Annotated in this window: 17 protein-coding genes and 1 pseudogene; 9 read left to right on the top strand and 9 right to left on the bottom strand. The window is 56.7% G+C overall.

What is annotated here, in order from left to right:
• From ACP15P_RS21255 to ACP15P_RS21220, 8 genes and pseudogenes are all read right to left on the bottom strand, one after another.
• On the bottom strand, positions 1 to 275 hold a 275-nt coding region (locus ACP15P_RS21255), incomplete at its 3' end, for a helix-turn-helix domain-containing protein (RefSeq protein ID WP_424928978.1).
• A 117-nt stretch (positions 276 to 392) separates the two neighbouring features.
• Positions 393 to 719: pseudogene (locus ACP15P_RS21250) on the bottom strand (NnrS family protein); the annotation flags it as partial.
• Positions 719 to 985: a DUF6522 family protein gene (locus ACP15P_RS21245; protein WP_424930474.1), complete on the bottom strand. Its 267-nt coding sequence runs from the start codon at positions 983 to 985 to the stop codon at positions 719 to 721. The pseudogene ACP15P_RS21250 and the gene ACP15P_RS21245, both read right to left, overlap by 1 nt.
• Positions 982 to 1,209: an NnrT protein gene (locus ACP15P_RS21240; RefSeq protein ID WP_424930473.1), complete on the bottom strand. Its 228-nt coding sequence runs from the start codon at positions 1,207 to 1,209 to the stop codon at positions 982 to 984. Before ACP15P_RS21240 ends, ACP15P_RS21245 begins: the two co-directional genes overlap by 4 nt.
• Positions 1,210 to 1,389: 180 nt before the next feature.
• Entirely contained in the window at positions 1,390 to 3,279 is a 1,890-nt protein-coding gene (locus ACP15P_RS21235; RefSeq protein ID WP_424930472.1) for a nitric oxide reductase activation protein NorD, read from the bottom strand.
• 5 nt (positions 3,280 to 3,284) lie between these two features.
• Positions 3,285 to 4,079 carry a CbbQ/NirQ/NorQ/GpvN family protein gene (locus tag ACP15P_RS21230; RefSeq protein ID WP_424930471.1) on the bottom strand — a complete coding sequence of 265 codons (795 nt, stop codon included), beginning with the start codon at positions 4,077 to 4,079 and terminating at the stop codon, positions 3,285 to 3,287.
• Positions 4,080 to 4,082: 3 nt separating this feature from the next.
• Entirely contained in the window at positions 4,083 to 5,432 is a 1,350-nt protein-coding gene (locus tag ACP15P_RS21225; RefSeq protein WP_424930470.1) for a cbb3-type cytochrome c oxidase subunit I, read from the bottom strand.
• Between the two features lie 12 nt (positions 5,433 to 5,444).
• Positions 5,445 to 5,897 carry a c-type cytochrome gene (locus tag ACP15P_RS21220; protein ID WP_424930469.1) on the bottom strand — a complete coding sequence of 151 codons (453 nt, stop codon included), beginning with the start codon at positions 5,895 to 5,897 and terminating at the stop codon, positions 5,445 to 5,447.
• Between the two features lie 120 nt (positions 5,898 to 6,017).
• Here ACP15P_RS21220 and ACP15P_RS21215 point away from each other — a divergent pair, with 120 nt between their 5' ends.
• Complete coding sequence (locus ACP15P_RS21215) at positions 6,018 to 6,227, top strand: DUF1858 domain-containing protein (RefSeq protein WP_424930468.1); 210 nt, start codon at positions 6,018 to 6,020, stop codon at positions 6,225 to 6,227.
• Between the two features lie 6 nt (positions 6,228 to 6,233).
• Here the strand turns inward: ACP15P_RS21215 and ACP15P_RS21210 are convergent, their stop codons facing one another.
• Positions 6,234 to 6,923 carry a Crp/Fnr family transcriptional regulator gene (locus ACP15P_RS21210; RefSeq protein WP_424930480.1) on the bottom strand — a complete coding sequence of 230 codons (690 nt, stop codon included), beginning with the start codon at positions 6,921 to 6,923 and terminating at the stop codon, positions 6,234 to 6,236.
• A 186-nt stretch (positions 6,924 to 7,109) separates the two neighbouring features.
• On the opposite strand from ACP15P_RS21210, the gene ACP15P_RS21205 reads away from it, so the two are divergent.
• The 8 genes from ACP15P_RS21205 to ACP15P_RS21170 all read left to right on the top strand — a co-directional run bounded on the left by ACP15P_RS21205 (position 7,110) and on the right by ACP15P_RS21170 (position 15,835).
• On the top strand, positions 7,110 to 7,541 hold the full coding sequence (locus tag ACP15P_RS21205; RefSeq protein WP_424930467.1) for a pseudoazurin: 432 nt from the start codon (positions 7,110 to 7,112) through the stop codon (positions 7,539 to 7,541).
• Between the two features lie 113 nt (positions 7,542 to 7,654).
• The gene (locus tag ACP15P_RS21200; protein ID WP_424930466.1) at positions 7,655 to 8,107 is read left to right on the top strand and encodes a hypothetical protein; all 453 of its coding nucleotides are present in this window, start codon (positions 7,655 to 7,657) and stop codon (positions 8,105 to 8,107) included.
• On the top strand, positions 8,104 to 10,305 hold the full coding sequence (locus ACP15P_RS21195) for a 4Fe-4S binding protein (protein ID WP_424930465.1): 2,202 nt from the start codon (positions 8,104 to 8,106) through the stop codon (positions 10,303 to 10,305). Before ACP15P_RS21200 ends, ACP15P_RS21195 begins: the two co-directional genes overlap by 4 nt.
• An 11-nt stretch (positions 10,306 to 10,316) precedes the next feature.
• Entirely contained in the window at positions 10,317 to 12,254 is a 1,938-nt protein-coding gene (gene nosZ, locus ACP15P_RS21190; RefSeq protein ID WP_424930464.1) for a TAT-dependent nitrous-oxide reductase, read from the top strand.
• A 3-nt stretch (positions 12,255 to 12,257) separates the two neighbouring features.
• Positions 12,258 to 13,589 carry a nitrous oxide reductase family maturation protein NosD gene (locus tag ACP15P_RS21185; RefSeq protein WP_424930463.1) on the top strand — a complete coding sequence of 444 codons (1,332 nt, stop codon included), beginning with the start codon at positions 12,258 to 12,260 and terminating at the stop codon, positions 13,587 to 13,589.
• Entirely contained in the window at positions 13,555 to 14,451 is an 897-nt protein-coding gene (locus ACP15P_RS21180; protein WP_424930462.1) for an ABC transporter ATP-binding protein, read from the top strand. Before ACP15P_RS21185 ends, ACP15P_RS21180 begins: the two co-directional genes overlap by 35 nt.
• Entirely contained in the window at positions 14,448 to 15,272 is an 825-nt protein-coding gene (locus tag ACP15P_RS21175) for an ABC transporter permease (RefSeq protein ID WP_424930461.1), read from the top strand. The genes ACP15P_RS21180 and ACP15P_RS21175 overlap by 4 nt, the downstream gene beginning before the upstream one ends.
• A complete protein-coding gene (locus ACP15P_RS21170) occupies positions 15,269 to 15,835 on the top strand; it encodes a nitrous oxide reductase accessory protein NosL (RefSeq protein ID WP_424930460.1) in 567 nt (188 codons plus the stop codon). Before ACP15P_RS21175 ends, ACP15P_RS21170 begins: the two co-directional genes overlap by 4 nt.
• Positions 15,836 to 15,839 lie beyond the last annotated feature (4 nt).

The following is a 15,839-nucleotide window of genomic DNA, read 5'->3' as shown; positions in this document are numbered from 1 at the left end:
TTACGCAGTTCCTCATAGATCCGGATGAGCGTCAGGCGTTCCCGCTTCGGCCGCCGGACGTTCTCGGCCAGCATCCCGTCCAACTCAGAACGCCAGGGATCAATCTTTGGGCGGGGCTGCGTCGTGCGGTCATAACTGAACTCGGTCGCACCGGATCGGATGACTCTACGCACCGTATTGCGGGATAACCGCAGTTCACGGCAAATCTGCTTGATCGACTTGCCTTCGATAAAATGCGCACGCCTGATCTTCGCGATCGTCTCCACAACCAACATCCCCTGACTGCTCCCCCATGCTTTTGAGGAAGCTTCTGAACAGATTTATAAGGGGGGTCACTTTTGGACGCCGATTACCCCAATATGAGGGTCAAAATTGCATGCCGTTTCACACAACACAGCCACCCGCCCCGCGACCCAGAGCGCAAAAAGGGCCGCCAAAGGCCAACCAACCAGAGGCAGACGCCCTGTCCAGTTCGGAACTGCCGTCAGCAGAAACCCTGCCAGAATGGCACCCAGATAGCCGAACAAAAATTCATGCGCGTGCCACGACACTGGATCAAACCGCGTTGGCAAACCGATGATGCCCGCCAGGCTGGCAAGCCACAGCACCATCGCCACCACGACCCAAAGCGCCCCAAAAAGGAAAAAGGGACGGAAACCAAAGCTGAAGATCGCAGGCCCTTTCCAGCTGCGCATCTGTTCTGCGGATGACTGCGGCATTATGGTCTCTCCGTTGTCACGCGAGACTTGGTCAGAGCCGACCCGTCTTTCAAACATGTCAGACGGACCCTGCGACCGTGATGGAAAAAGGTCAGCCCGATGTTGCCTGCGTCCTCGCCCATACCTGGTTCGAAACGTGAGGTGATTTCGCCCGCCCGCATCAGCAACTGAACCTCTTCCGGGGGCAGATCGAGCAATTTTTCAGGGTTGTGTTCGTCAATCGTTGGCGGTTGCCCGCCCATGTCGATTTTCACGTCGCCGCTCACTTATCTGCCACGTCCATCAGGTGACGGATGTGTTTCGCAAAATACCATGTGGCGGGAATTCCAAGACCCACGCCGATTAGGATCGATAGGCTGGCGGAGATGATCGGGCCACCGACCCAGCTGAAGATCAGGGCTGCAAAGAACACGTTGATCGCTGCCGCACCCGCCCCGAACGGGTAGAGCACCAAAGCGATCTTGCGCGTGGACCATCCCGCCCGTGTCATCTGCGCGACACCAACCAATGTACTGCTACCATACTCAGCACAAGCGTGATGCAGGCCAATGCATACCAGAACTCGGCCGTTGCCGACTGTGCCTGAGGAACCGGTCGCTCGAAGCCTTCCGCAAAGAGGCGCGAGCTTGCGAGGACAAAGACGCCGGCGAGGGAAAGAAGGAAGCGCATATCAGGTCTCCTGTGTCAGTGTACGGTAGATATCGGGCAGCGCGCGCAGCAGGCGTTCGGGGTTTGGCAAAAGGGCGAAACCTCCGCGCCCGAAAATGCGGGCGAACCAGTCCTGCCCATCTTCGTCGATCACCACGCCGTGCAGGCTTTGGCCCGCTGCGCGTGCCTCGCGCACGGCCATGTGGCTGTCTTCGATCCCGTGCTGGCCTTCGTAGTGATCCATATCATTCGGTTTGCCATCGGTCAGCACGATCAACAGTTTGCATGCGCTGGGTTCCTCGGCCAATTGCGCGCTGACATGGCGGATCGCGGCACCGAGGCGGGTATAGTGACCGGGCTTGAGCGCGCCGATATTGGCGGTGATCGCGGGCGACATCGGGTCGTCGAAGCCCTTGCAGAGGGTCAGGAACACCCTGTCACGGCGGAGCGATGAAAAACCCCAAATACCACAGCGGTCGCCGGCCGCGTCGATCCCTGCAGCCAATGCCGCCATCGTGTCGCGGGCCACGTCGATGACACAGGTGTCGCCGATCGCCGCTTCGGTCGATCGGGAGGTGTCAATCAGGAAGGCAACCGACACGTCGCGATCCATCTGCCGCGCGGCTTGCCAGATCCGGTCAGAACCGCGCCCGGTGGCGACCATCTCGGCCTGCGAAGTCAGGACCGCATCAAGGTCCAGTTCTGCTCCGTCGATCTGGCGCGGTTGCAGCACACGGCGCGGGCGCAGGGCTTCGAACTGGCGGCGGACTTCACGGACATAGCGGTCGTTTGGCGTGTAGGTTACGCTCTCGGCCACGGCAGGCGTATCGAGCACCCGGCAGTGACCTTCCATGTAACTGCGCGTCCGGTGGTTCCATTCAGGGTAGGTGTGTTTGCCTGCCAACGCCTCGTGGTCGGCGTCGGCCGGTGACAGGTCCAGATGCAGGCGCAGCCGCGTCGCGACCTTGCGGTCCTGTTTCGACAGGGTGATCCGGTCCTGATCGTCGGCGGCCTTCTGCGCGTTCTCGTCATCGTCGTCATCAATACTGCGATTGATATTCATGGATTCGACCCATGACAGGATCGATTCAAAGCGGTGGATGATGAAACTGTCTTTGCGGTTGTGCTGGTCCTGATCCTTGCGCTCTCCCAGCTTGCGGTTGCCTGGGGTGGCATTGGGCGCCGGTGCGTTTGGACCGGCTTTGCCATCGTCGGCAGCCTGCCCGCCCGAGCCGGGACGTTCAAAGCGCAACCAGATTGGGACAGGGGCGCATGGCATGTAGGTGCGCACGTCTGAATCAGTCGCATCAAGCGCGGGTGCACGGCCATGCAACTGGTCGCGGATGGCCTGTTCTAATGCGGCCTCTTGTGCGGGCCGACGCATGTCCGGCCGAGCGTCTGCACAAAACGCAGCCATCGCGAGATAGCGGTCACGCAATCCGGGACAGGCCAAACAGGCTCTGTCTGCAGCCGCTGCATTCGCGCGAATTTGTGCGCAGTCCAGTGCGTAGCCGGTGGTGATCAAATCGAGACCATCGACATCGGTTAAGGCGGCAAGTGCCGTTAGCCAGAAAAAGGCCGCACGGTTGAGATCCTCATCGGGAAAGGCCTCCATGACAGGTGGCAGTGCGAGCCGTTCTCCATCAAAGCGTGCGACCCATTCCCGATCACGCTCGGCCCCGAGTTTGCGGCGCATGAGCTGACGGTGTGTTACAATGCTTGGCGGAGCCTCGGCCAGTTCGACGCCCGGCGCGCCGCCGAGCGCGCGGAAGAGAACAGCAAGGCTGGGGCGTACCGAGGCCAGCGCGACGCCTGCCTCGGGGTGCGTTACACGGGCGCCGATGTCACTGGCCAAGTCGTGCCAGAGGTTTCCTACCGTTTCTTCGGGTTCCATGAGGTCACGCAGGTGCATGGCTGTTATCCGTAGATAGTGCTGATCAGATCACGCAGGGCTTGTTGGACGTCTGGCTCATCGCTCAGTGGCTCGACTACCGCCGCCTCAAGTGCCTGTGTCACGCTCATACCGTCAGTCATGAGTGTGGCGGCATAGATCAGCAAACGGGTCGAGACGCCTTCCTCAAGGTCCATTCCGCTTAGATTGCGGATATTGCCTGCCAAGCGGACCAGCGGTGCGACACGGCCCGCTTCCAGCCTGCTTTCGGAGGCAACCACTGCAATCTCGGTTTCCGCATCGGGAAAGTCGAAACTGATCGACAGAAAACGCTGCCGGGTCGACGGTTTCAGGCGCTTGAGGACGTTCTGGTAGCCGGGGTTATAGGAGGCCACGAGCATGAACTCCTTGGGTGCACTCAGTTCCTCGCCCGTGCGGTCGATCATCAATGTGCGCCGCGTGTCGGTCAGCGGATGCAAGACCACGGTAACATCCTTGCGGGCCTCGACCACCTCGTCGAGGTAGCAGATGCCGCCCTCGCGTACAGCGCGGGTCAGCGAACCATCAACCCAGACGGTTTCGCCGCCCTTGAGCAGATACCGCCCGATCAAATCCGCCGCTGACAGGTCATCATGGCAGGCCACGGTATAAAGCGGTTTGCCCAACCGGGCCGCCATATGTTCGACGAAACGTGTCTTGCCGCAGCCAGTAGGCCCTTTCAGAAGAAGGGGCAAACTGTTGTCATGGGCGGCCTCGAACAGCTCGCATTCGCGCCCCGTCCGTTGATAGAACGGCAGGGCCAGTGTGTTTTGAATGTTCATGGCTTACTCTCCAGGAACTGGATTGGCCGGGCCGGGCGCAATGATCTCATCCTTGCGCACCACCAGAAGGGAATAGATAAACAGGAGCGCACCGATCACCACACAGGCTCCAGCACCAAAGCGCATCATGTAGAAGATCGACAGGCTTTCCTGCACCTCCATGTAGTAGTCACCGATTACACGCTGCATATGCGTCTGGATGGTGCCAGCGAAGGTCAGCACGAAGGTCATAAACGCCATGCCACCCGTCATAAGCCAGAACGAGGCCATGTTGAGTACCTGATTATATGGCGCGCGTTCCCGTAGCATCGGCATCGCATAGCTGAAGATCGCAAGGTTCAGCGCAACATAGGCCCCGTAGAAGGCGAGGTGCCCGTGGGCTGCGGTGATCTGTGTGCCGTGACTGTAGAAGTTGACGCCGTGCAATGTGTGCAGGAAGCCCCATACACCCGCGCCGAAGAAGGCGACTGTGCTGGACCCAAGCGACCACAGAAGCGCGGCCTTGTTGGGGTGGTTCTTGCGGCCCTTCCAGACCATCACAAACGCAAAGCTCATCATCAGGAAAAAAGGGATCACCTCGAAGGTCGAGAAGATCGAACCAACCCATTGCCAGTAGCCCGGAAGCCCGATCCAGTAGAAATGGTGCCCGGTGCCCAGGATGCCGGAAAAGAGTGCGGTGGCGACGATGACATAGAGCCACTTTTCCACCACTTCGCGGTCAACCCCTGTCAGTTTCAGAAGTAGGAAGGCCAGGATTGCGGCCATCACAAGCTCCCAGGTCGCTTCCACCCAGAGGTGAACAACGAACCACCAGTACATTTTGTCCAGGCTCAGGTTGTCGGGATTGATGAAGGCAAAGACCCACAGCAGCGACAGGAGCCAGAGCCCCATCAGCAGCACGCCGGTAATTGCGGTTTTCCTGCCCGCCAGAACGGTCATCGAGATGTTAAGCAGGAAAATTAGTGCCGCCACAAGGATGCCGAATTTTACCCAGAGCGGTTGCTCCAGAAACTCGCGCCCCCCATGGATGCCAACGAGATAGGAACCGACTGCACCTAAAGTCCCCACCAAGAGAATAATCAACTGGATATAGGCCAGTTTGGTCGACCAAATCTCGCGGTCAGATTCCTCGGGTATGAGGAAATACGCCGCACCAAAGAACCCCAAAAGAAGCCAGACGATCAGCGCGTTTGTATGGATCATACGGATAACGTTGAACGGCAAAAGTTCGGACAGGAAATTGGGCGAGACGTAAACCCAGCCCGCGAGAAGCCCGCCGAGCACCTGAATGCCGAACAGGGCCATGGCAGCAAGGAAGTACCAGTAGGCCACTTTCTGAGATTGATATTTCATTTTTCTGCGTCCTTATCCGGCTTCATTCGGTGGCCAGCCCTGAGTATCGGTCTGATCAGCCCAACGCAGGAATTCCGCGAGGCCGCGGATGTCTTCGTCGGAAAATTCGTATTTCGGCATTTGGCGGCGGCCTTCGATGCCGCTGGGTTGCGCTTCTATCCAGCCTTTGAGCATCTCGAAGGCGTCTTCTGGATCTTCCAAAACCCCCCAGCGCGTCATCACATTGCCAACTTCGGGGGCGAAGTATGCGCCTTCCCCGTGCAGGCTGTGGCAATTGATGCAGGAGTTTTCTTCCCAGATATGTTTACCGTGGATGACTGCCCCGCTCAGTTCCATTCCGGCGGTCGAGGTCTCAACAACATATTTATGTGAATGGACGGTCATCGCCACAAAGATCACGACAAAAAATATCGAGCCTCCGTAGAAGATGTTGCGCGCCCGCGATTTCGTGAGAAATTCCGCCATTGGCCGGTCTCCTTGACTTCGGGATGACCAATTTTTAGCGATAGGCACTGCGTACAAGTTTGCGCCAGCGCAACGTTTGGATGCATTTCTGGATTAGTGTGGGGCCATCAGGAGAGACCCATGCGACACCCCAGACCGGATGACCTCAATCTACCGCTGGCCGATCTGATGACGTACTGGCCGGATACAATCCAAGTGTTCCTGCGTCATAAAATGCTTTGCGTGGGTTGTTTGATTGGCCCATTCCACACGATCGTGGACGCCTGTGCGGAATACGATCTTGATGAGAGCACATTCCTGGCAGAGCTTCAGGAAGCGATTGGCATTTGATGCCGGCTAGGCTTGGCTAATCTCAACCAGAGCGTGCGGATTGGTCACTTTGATACGCTTGCGTTTGCTTTGCACCAGACCGCGTTTCTCCCACGCACTCAACAATCGACTTACGGTATGCAAGGTTGTCGCTGTCAATTCCGACAAGTCCTGCCGCGTGATTGGGAAATCAATCTCTATCCCATCTGGCACCTTCCGGCCCGTCTGGTTTATCAGGCGCAACAGCGCATTCGCGACGCGTTGTTCTACCTGCTGGGTCGCCATTTCCACGACACGGCTGTGCATCTCCTCCAGCCGGCTGCCGACGGTCTGGTAGGTTTCGGTCGCGAACCCGTCATAGTCGGCTACAAAGCTGTCCCAGAGGCGTGTGGGCCAACTGAGCACAATGGATTCAGTCGCAGTCATGGCCGTGGCTGGGTATGTATCGCGGCCAAGTGCCTTCGCGATACCCAAGAGTTGCCCCGCAGGAATATGGAGCGCTGTAATCTGCTCACCGTTGGGAGTAGTCCGGACCACCCGAACATACCCGTCAAGCAGCATGAAAAACCGTTCCGCGGGTGCCCCTATCTCGAAGATCGCGACGCCTTTGTCGTAACGACGTGACGATGCCTGGTCGAGAATCGTACGAATGTCGCGCCGTTCCAGTTTGGAAAACGGCGGCAAATGCGTGAGGAGGCTTTCGTCCAGCCGCGGCATGGTTTTGCGTGGTGATATCTCGTTCATATACAGCGTTGTGCCATGGTGTCTGGGGTAAAGGCCAACGATTTCCAATTTTCCGACAACCAGAAAGAAAAGCGGAACTGTTTGCGCCAGCGCAAAGTTCGATGGTGCCAATCCGCTAGGCAGTAGCTCAACAAACAATTCGATCTGAAAGGGAATGGCATGTTTCGCACGTTGGTAGCCGGTATTGCACTCGTATCTTTGTTGGGCGGTGCAGCATTTTCCGAAACGTTTGAAGTTCAAATGTTGAATAAAGGCGACAGTGGCTCGATGGTGTTTGAGCCCGCCTCGCTCCGCATTGCAGCGGGTGACACCGTCAAATTTATTCCGGCTGACAAAGGTCATAACGCTGAATCTGTCAAGGGAATGGTTCCGGAAGGAGCGGCCCCTTTTTCGGGCAAGATCAACGAGGAGATTGATGTCACGCTGACTGAGCCTGGACTTTATGGCGTCAAGTGCAAGCCGCATTGGGGCATGGGCATGGTGATGGTCATCGCTGTCGGTGATGACGCTGTCGACGCTGGCAGCTTTCTGTCTGGGAAGATACCCAGAAAGGCCAAAGAGCGATTTGAAGAGAGCTTGAGCGGTCTTTGAGCGCGAAGGAGTGGGGGCTTTTGGGCAAAGGGCACCCCTGAAACAGCAGGATCTATCGCTTCTTCATTGCGATGGATCAAATCACGCCGATGGTTGTGAGTTGGTATTTTGCTATGAAAAATGCGGTCACCCGTGTCCTCGGTCTTTTGCTGACACTGTCGCTGGCTTTGTACAGCTCGACCGGTATGACAAACGCCGAAGGTAACGCTGTTTTCACAATGGAAATTTGCGCGGACGGTGTTGCCAAAACTGTGTCGTTCGACGCCAACGGTAACCCTGTTGAGCCAGCGCAGTTCTGCCCCGAGTGCCTGACCGGTTGTCAAACTGTCGGCGTCTTAACTCCCACAATGTGGTCGTTCATTCGGTCCTTGAACCGTTTGGACATGGGGGTGGTGAACTCCGTTGCCAAAGACCCCATCGTCAACAAACGAAACCTTTACCCCACGCCGCGTGGCCCTCCGGTTGTGCAGTTTTCCATGCCGAGGCTGGTCACAATTGATTTGTCATCAGGCGACCGAATGATGCGCAGCGACGGGCGACCTGTGTTTGAGGACGCCAACGCATGAATATCTTATTGTCATCCCTAAAATTTATGGCGATGTTTGCGGCGCTCCTCTTGCTTGGGCTCCCTGCATCAGCCGACACAGTGCTGTCAAAGCTGTTACCAGATCTCGCCGCTGACGAACTGGTTGAGGGAGCGGACGCCTACGGCGGTATTCATCCAGAGATTCCGGTTGTTCAGATTCTAAAGGCTGGCGAGCGGATCGGTTGGGCCTACATTACGTCGGATTTTGTCTCCACCACCGGCTATTCCGGCAAGCCCATTCATACAATGGTTGCAATAAATGATGCCGCCCAGGTCATTGGCGTGGAACTCGTCAAGCACTCCGAACCGATTGTGCTGATCGGCATTCCAGACGCCAAGGTAAAGGCATTGGTGGCCAATTACCGAGGTCTTGACCTGGTAGCGGAAGCAGAATCTGGCGGCACCGCACACCAGCTCGATATCATTTCAGGCGCGACTGTGACGATCATGGTGATCGACGATTCAATCGTTCGCGCTGGTCTGAAAGTTGCGCGCCAACTTGGCCTTGGTGGCCTCGTGAGGGACGAAGCAAGCGCGGGGCCGCAATTCGAGATCGACACTGACGCTGAAGCGGCACCGGATTGGATGACGCTGGAAGGTGACGGTACATTACGCCGCCTCTCGCTCGACGTGGGCCAGATCAATTCCGCCTTTGCGACAATGGATGACGAACGTGCAGGCAAACGCGCCCTGGCCGAAGCTCCCGAGACAACATTCATCGAGATGCAGGCAGCGCTTGTTTCACACCCTGCGATTGGGCGTTCAATCTTGGGTGATGACGTTGCCGCCAATGTGCAAAACTGGCTGGAAGAAGGTGACCATGCAATCGCGATCGTTGGCCGAGGTCTCTATTCCTTTAAAGGGTCGGGCTACGTGCGTGGCGGCATCTTTGACCGGATTGTGCTAATTCAGGATGATGTATCAGTCCGTTTTCGAGATCGGATGCACAAACGTATAAACACCATCGCCGCCGAGGGCGCGCCGGTTTTTTCCGAAGCTGACCTGTTCAAGATTCCAGCTGACAGTGGTTTTGATCCCACCAAGCCTTTCCGTATCCAGCTTTTGGTACAGCGCGAAGTCGGCGCAATAGAAAAGGTCTTTACCACCTTTGATCTGGGCTACCAATTGCCATCACACTACATTCGTGCGGTCTCGGCAGCACCGGCAAGGGAAATTCCAGACAGCGTCGCGGCTGTAACATCACAGACTGAACTGGATGCGCAGCAGGCCCTCTGGAAGCGGATTTGGGTGGTCAAACAAGTCGAGATTTTTGTCCTCGGCGTCATGTTGGCCATCCTCACTGGGGTGTTCTTTTTTCAGACTTTTGCGGTCCGTAACGAACGTGTTTTCTACTGGTTTCGCATCGGGTTTTTGACGGTAGCGCTGGTTTATCTAGGATGGATTTCCAATGCGCAGCTGTCGGTGGTGAACCTGATGGCTCTTTTCGGCTCGCTTGTTTCCGGCTTCAGTTGGCAGGCGTTTCTTTTGGAACCGTTGACTTTTATCCTGTGGTTCTCGGTGGCAGCTGCACTCCTGTTCTGGGGGCGGGGTGCCTATTGTGGCTGGCTGTGCCCTTTTGGTGCGCTTCAGGAATTGCTCAATCAGGTGGCACGCCAATTGCGCATTCCCCAGTGGACCCTGCCATGGGGTTTGCATGAGCGTCTATGGCCTCTGAAATACATGATTTTTCTTGGTCTGTTCGGTGTGTCGTTGACCAGCATCGAACAGGCTGAACGGTTGGCCGAGGTTGAACCGTTTAAGACGGCGATCATCCTGAATTTTGTGCGCGCATGGCCATTCGTGGCTTATGTTGCGGCTCTGCTAATCGCAGGGCTATTCGTCGAGCGGTTCTTTTGCCGTTACCTATGCCCCCTGGGCGCGGCACTTGCCATTCCTGCAAGGTTGCGGATGTTCGATTGGCTCAAGCGCTACAAGGAATGCGGCAACCCATGCCAGACCTGCGCACATCAATGTCCCGTTCAGGCGATCCATCCAACGGGCGAGATTAACCCGAACGAGTGCATCAACTGCCTGCATTGCCAGGTGCTCTATCAATCAGAAACAACCTGTCCTGTCGTCATCAAGAAGATGAAACGACGGGCCAAAGACAGCGCCGGGCCAGATCTTGAACGGTTTGTTGGCCATCCGAACCAAAAAAACAAAATTCCAACTACATGAAAGGATAAGACATGTCAGAGGAAAAAAAGCTCCCAATCTCGCGCAGGGCCCTTTTGGGCGCGACGGCAGGCGGCGCTGCCCTTGCCGGAACCTGGGGTGGTCGTGCCATGTTGACCGGTGGCGCGGTGGCAGGAGCAACACTGGCCACAGCCACCAGCGCACGTGCAGCTGCGGGTGCGGAAGTGGGGCCCGGTCAGCTTGATGAGTTCTACGGTTTTTGGTCTTCGGGCCAGTGCGGCGAGATGCGCATTCTTGGCATCCCGTCGATGCGTGAACTGATGCGCGTGCCCGTTTTTAACACCTGCTCGGCCACGGGTTGGGGAATTTCGAATGAGTCCAAGAAAATTCTAACCGATGGGTTGTTGCCCAAGACAAAGGAATACCTGGCCGCCAACGGGCATGAATTCCCGCCAAACGGCGATTTGCACCACCCGCATATGTCGTTCACCGAAGGCAAGTATGACGGTCGTTATCTGTTTATGAACGACAAGGCAAACACGCGCGTCGCGCGGGTACGCGGCGATGTGATGAAATGCGACAAGATTATCGAGATCCCCAATGCCAAGGCGATCCACGGCCTGCGTCCACAAAAATGGCCCCGCACAAACTATGTCTTCTGCAATGGCGAAGACGAAGTGCCGATGGTCAACGACGGACAGATCCTTGATGAGCCGGAGAAGTATGTGAACTTCTACACTGCGATTGACGCTGACGAGATGACAGTCGCGTGGCAGGTGATGGTGACCGGCAACCTCGACAACACCGACTGTGACTACGAAGGCAAATACGCGTTTTCGACCTCGTATAACTCGGAGATGGGGATGAACCTCGCCGACATGACCGAGGCGGATATGGACCACGTTGTCGTGTTCAATATTCCTGAGATCGAAAACGGCATCGCCGCAGGTGATTTCATCGAGCTGAACGGCGTCAAGGTATTGGATGGACGCAAAGGGACAAAGAACAAGTACACACGCTACATTCCAATCCCGAACAACCCACATGGTTGCAACATGGCACCGGACAAGATTCACCTCTGCATCGCGGGCAAGCTGTCCCCGACGGTTTCGGTGATTGATGTTCGCAAGCTGGAGGCGGTTTTTAATGACGGGGCCGAGCCGCGCAGTGTCGTTGTTGCAGAGCCAGAACTGGGCCTTGGGCCGCTTCACACGTGCTTTGACGGTAAGGGTGCTGCATACACAACGTTGTTCCTCGATAGCCAAGTGGTGAAATGGAACATTGAGGACGCCATCAAGCTTTACAACGGGGAAGATGTTGATCCGATCATTACCAAGAAGGATGTGCATTATCAGCCCGGTCACAACTCAACGGTGATGGGCGAAACTCTGGACGCGTCCGACAAATACTATCTGACGATGAACAAGTTTTCGAAGGACAGGTTTCTGAATGTCGGACCGCTGAAGCCGGAAAACGAACAGCTTTTTGCCATCGATGGCGATGAGATGACGTTGATCCACGATGGGCCGACATTCGCCGAGCCGCACGACTCCATTATCGTGGCACCTTCCAAGCTGAACCCATTGTCGGTCTGGGATCGCAATGACCCGATGTGGGCGGACACGCGAAAGCAAGCCGAAGCGGATGGCGTTGACCTTGATGACTGGCAGGAAGAAGTCATCCGGGATGGCAACAAGGTGCGCGTGTATATGTCAAGCAACGCACCGTCATTCTCGTTGGAAAGCTTCACTGTTCAACAGGATGATGAAGTCACGGTGATCGTAACAAACCTCGATGATATCGATGACCTGACCCATGGGTTTACCATGGGCAACCACGGGGTCGCGATGGAAATCGGACCGCAGGCGACGTCGTCCGTCACGTTTAAAGCGACGCAACCTGGCGTCTATTGGTACTACTGTCAGTGGTTCTGCCACGCGCTTCACATGGAAATGCGCGGCCGGATGTTTGTCGAGCCGAAGGCGAGTTAAGCCATGATACGTGCCCTGACCGTTTTGCTGTTCATGCTGATCGCGCTGCCCCTTTTGGCGGACGAGCGGCACGTGGCTGCGGGTCAGGGCACGCTTGCCATCGCCATCGCCGGAGCAAACCCTGGCGATGTGCTTATTCTGCAGCCGGGTTTGCACGCAGGCCCTGTTGTCATAGACCGCCCACTCACATTGACTGGCGGCCACAACGCAATCATTGATGGGCAGGGGCATGGCACGGTGGTCAGTATCGATGCCTCCGATGTTACCATTTCAAACCTCACCGTGACGGGATCGGGCCTGAACAGCCAAGACACGGACGCCGGAATAAAGATCCTCAGAAAGGCTGACCGTGCTGTTGTTGAAAACAACCGCGTGTTGGGCAATTTGCATGGCATCGACGTTCACGGAGGCCACGATGCACAAGTGCGCAATAATACAATCGAAGGCACGCAGCAGCCCCGGATGAATGACCGCGGCAACGGGATTTATGTCTGGAATTCGCCGGGCACCCTGGTCGAGGGGAACTCGATCCGGTGGGGCCGTGACGGGATATTTTCAAATACATCGCGAAAGGGCGTCTACCGAAACAACCTGTTCCGCGATCTGCGCTTTGCCGTCCACTACATGTACACCAACAATTCCGAGGTTTCGGGCAATGTGTCGATCGGAAATCATCTTGGCTATGCCATCATGTTCTCAAACAAAGTGGTTGTTAAAGACAATCTGAGCCTGTCGGACCGCAGTCACGGTGTCATGTTGAACTTCGCCAATAACGCCGATGTTTCAGGCAATTTGGTACGCGGCGGAGCAGATAGATGTACGTTTATCTACAACGCGCATAAAAACCTGATTTATGGAAACCGCTTTGAAGGCTGCAATATCGGCATCCATTTCACCGCTGGCTCTGAGCGCAATGTGTTCACAGGAAATGCGTTCCTGGGTAATCGGACGCAAGTAAAATACGTCGGCACGCACGACATCGAATGGAGCTTTGAGGGTCGGGGCAATTATTGGTCAGATCATGCGAGTTTTGATCTTGGCGGTGACGGTATTGCCGACAGCCCGTTCCGGCCCAACGACCTGATGGATCACATCCTTTGGTCCCAGCCGGCGGCCGCCCTTTTGACCGGGTCTCCGGTGGTCCAATTGATCCGATGGGGTCAATCCAGTTTTCCGGCCACACTGCCCGGAGGGGTTGTGGATAGTGCGCCGCTCGTGACAGCGCCAACCGTGGAAGTCCCCCAACAGTACCTCGCGATGGAGGCCAAAGTGGCCAATCGTTGGAAGGAAAGAGAACCAGATGAATTCGACATTAACGATCTCTCATCTCACTAAGGCGTTTGGCGGGGTTAAGGCCCTGTCTGATGTATCTTTGAATGTGGCCCCCGGTGAGAGGGTGGCGCTGCTTGGCCACAATGGCGCGGGCAAGTCGACTTTGATGAAAATTATTCTGGGCCTGACTGCGGTCGACAGCGGCGAGATTTCAGTGTGCGGCTCATTGCCTGGGAGTGCCGTGGCACGCGCCGAGGTCGCGTATCTGCCGGAAAACGTCACCTTTCATTCCGCTCTGACCGGATTGGAACACATCACTTTTTACTTGCGCTTGCGTCGCGAGCCTGTTTCAGCCGCGATGGCGCTGCTCGATAAAGTCGGTCTGGGACATGCGGCCAATCGGCGGATCGGCACCTATTCCAAGGGCATGCGTCAGCGGGTCGGGTTAGCGCAAGCGCTAATCGGGCATCCCAGCATCCTGGTGCTGGATGAGCCAACCAGCGGTCTGGACCCCGTTTCGCGGCGCGACTTTTACGAGCTTTTGGACGGGTTGGCCGCTGATGGTGCCGCGATCCTGCTGTCCAGCCACGCCTTAACAGAGGTCGAGGCGCGCACCGATCGGCTGTTGATATTGTCAGGGGGCAGAATGGTTGCCGAAGGGTCGCTGCAAGATCTGCGCCGTGAGGCCGCTTTGCCTGTTTCGATGCACATTGCCGCGATCAATGGCTACGATTCCGACATTCTTGCGGCCTTGCCCAATTCCATTCGCGTTGGTGATAGCCTTCATGTCACCTGCGCTCAGGATCAAAAGCTCCAAACGCTCGCCCATGTTGCTGCGCTGAAAGGCAAGGTCGCTGACATCGACGTTGTCCCACCCAGTCTTGAAGACATCTATAGCCATTTCAGCCGGAGGGACGGCCAATGATCGCCAGAATTATCGCCACGGTCATCTACGAGGCCCATATCGCAAGACGCAACCGCTGGGTGCTGATCGCGGTGCTGCTGATGGTGATCTTCTCACTGGTCTTGTCGGCTGTTGGGTCTGCCCCAAGTGGGCAACTTGGCGCTGATCGCCTTTCCATTACGGTCGTGTCGCTTACGTCGCTTTCGGTCTATTTGGTGCCACTAGTGGCGCTGCTCATGTCTTTTGACGCAGTTGCAGGTGAAGTGGAACGCGGCACATTGCCTTTGCTGCTCACTTATCCCGTCGCGCGGTGGGAAGTCATCGCAGGTAAGCTGATTGCCCATACAGGCATTTTGGTGATCGCCCTGGTGGCTGGCTACGGCGTGGCGGCTTTGATGGCGGTCGCAAACGATTCTACCGCCGTTGCAGGGATTGGTTCGCTCTGGCGTTTGGCGTGGACTTCGACGTTACTGGGAGCCACATTTTTGGGGATCGGCTATGCGCTGTCATCGTTGTCGCGGCGTGCGTCTGGTGCTGCCGGGCTCGCAATCGGGCTCTGGCTGGGACTGGTTGTGCTCTATGATCTGGCGCTTTTGGCCGCTGTGGTCGCGGACGACGGCGGCATTTTTACGATGCGGGTTTTCCCAACCGCTTTGCTTGCCAATCCAGCTGATGCCTTCCGCCTGTTCAACCTAACCGCCTCACAGGCCACGTCGACGGCATCAGGCGTTGGGGGGGCTGCGGCCTCTATCGCACTTTGGCAATCGCTTTTGTCGGTGCTGCTCTGGCCAATCCTGGCCCTTGGACTTGCCACGCTGGCCTTTAGAAAGGTCGAACCATGATCCGCTTATTGAGTATCCTCGCCCTTTTGACGTTGAGCGCCTGCAAAGAAGAACTGGCGCAGGACACATCCCCTCTGCCGCTCACCGTTGAAGCCGTAGGGCATTTCTGTCAGATGAATGTGTTTGAGCATGACGGCCCCAAGGCGCAAGCGCACTTGGGCGGGCTTCCTCAAATGCCGATTTTTTTCAGTCAGGTGCGTGACGCCGTGGCCTACATCCGGCTGCCCGAACAGACCCATGAGGTTCTGGCGATCTGGGTCAATGACATGGGCGCGCAGGGTGCCACATGGTCTGATCCCGGTATCACAAACTGGATCGCCGCGGACGCGGCGCATTTTGTTGTGGGCAGCCGCGTCATGGGCGGTATGGGCACGCCTGAAATTGTGCCGTTTGCTGATGTCATAAAAGCCAATTTATTCGCGGCGAAGAATGGCGGGCAGGTGATGAGATTAACGCAGATACCTGACGCTGAAGTGCTGGCCCCCGTTGTCATCGACGGCGACAGTGATGACGCAGATTTCGAACAACGTTTGCGTACACTGGCGCGCTCATCAGGAGACTGATCCC

Source organism: Amaricoccus tamworthensis, from assembly GCF_049800875.1.
Classification (GTDB): Bacteria; Pseudomonadota; Alphaproteobacteria; order Rhodobacterales; family Rhodobacteraceae; genus Amaricoccus; species Amaricoccus tamworthensis.
This window is presented reverse-complemented; position numbering and strand designations above follow the sequence as displayed.